The 234-nt window shown below is 41.0% G+C and carries 1 protein-coding gene; it reads right to left on the reverse strand.

Translation table 11 applies throughout. The features are described from left to right. The coding region (locus FAY33_RS19175) for a cell wall hydrolase (protein WP_143323078.1) at positions 1-234 on the reverse strand (234 nt) is incomplete at both ends.

Consider the following 234-nt stretch of genomic DNA (forward strand, 5'->3'; position numbering starts at 1 on the left):
ATAGACACCGTTCCCCTGTTTCCCTCTTGATTGCCAAATCACATAATCAGGCAGTATACTTCCATTCTCAAGTACCCACTTTGCATTTGCCCAATTTCTCTCGGTAGGCACTCTATTTGCATTGCCATCGTACCAAGAAGCATACTGGATTCCCCATTTTCTATCTGATGCAACTCCTATGGCGGTATCTGGAAACTCTTTGTGTTTCATTCTATTTAATACTACAGATAATAC

The organism is Clostridium sp. HBUAS56010 (genome assembly GCF_007115105.1).
GTDB lineage: Bacteria > Bacillota > Clostridia > Lachnospirales > Lachnospiraceae > Lacrimispora.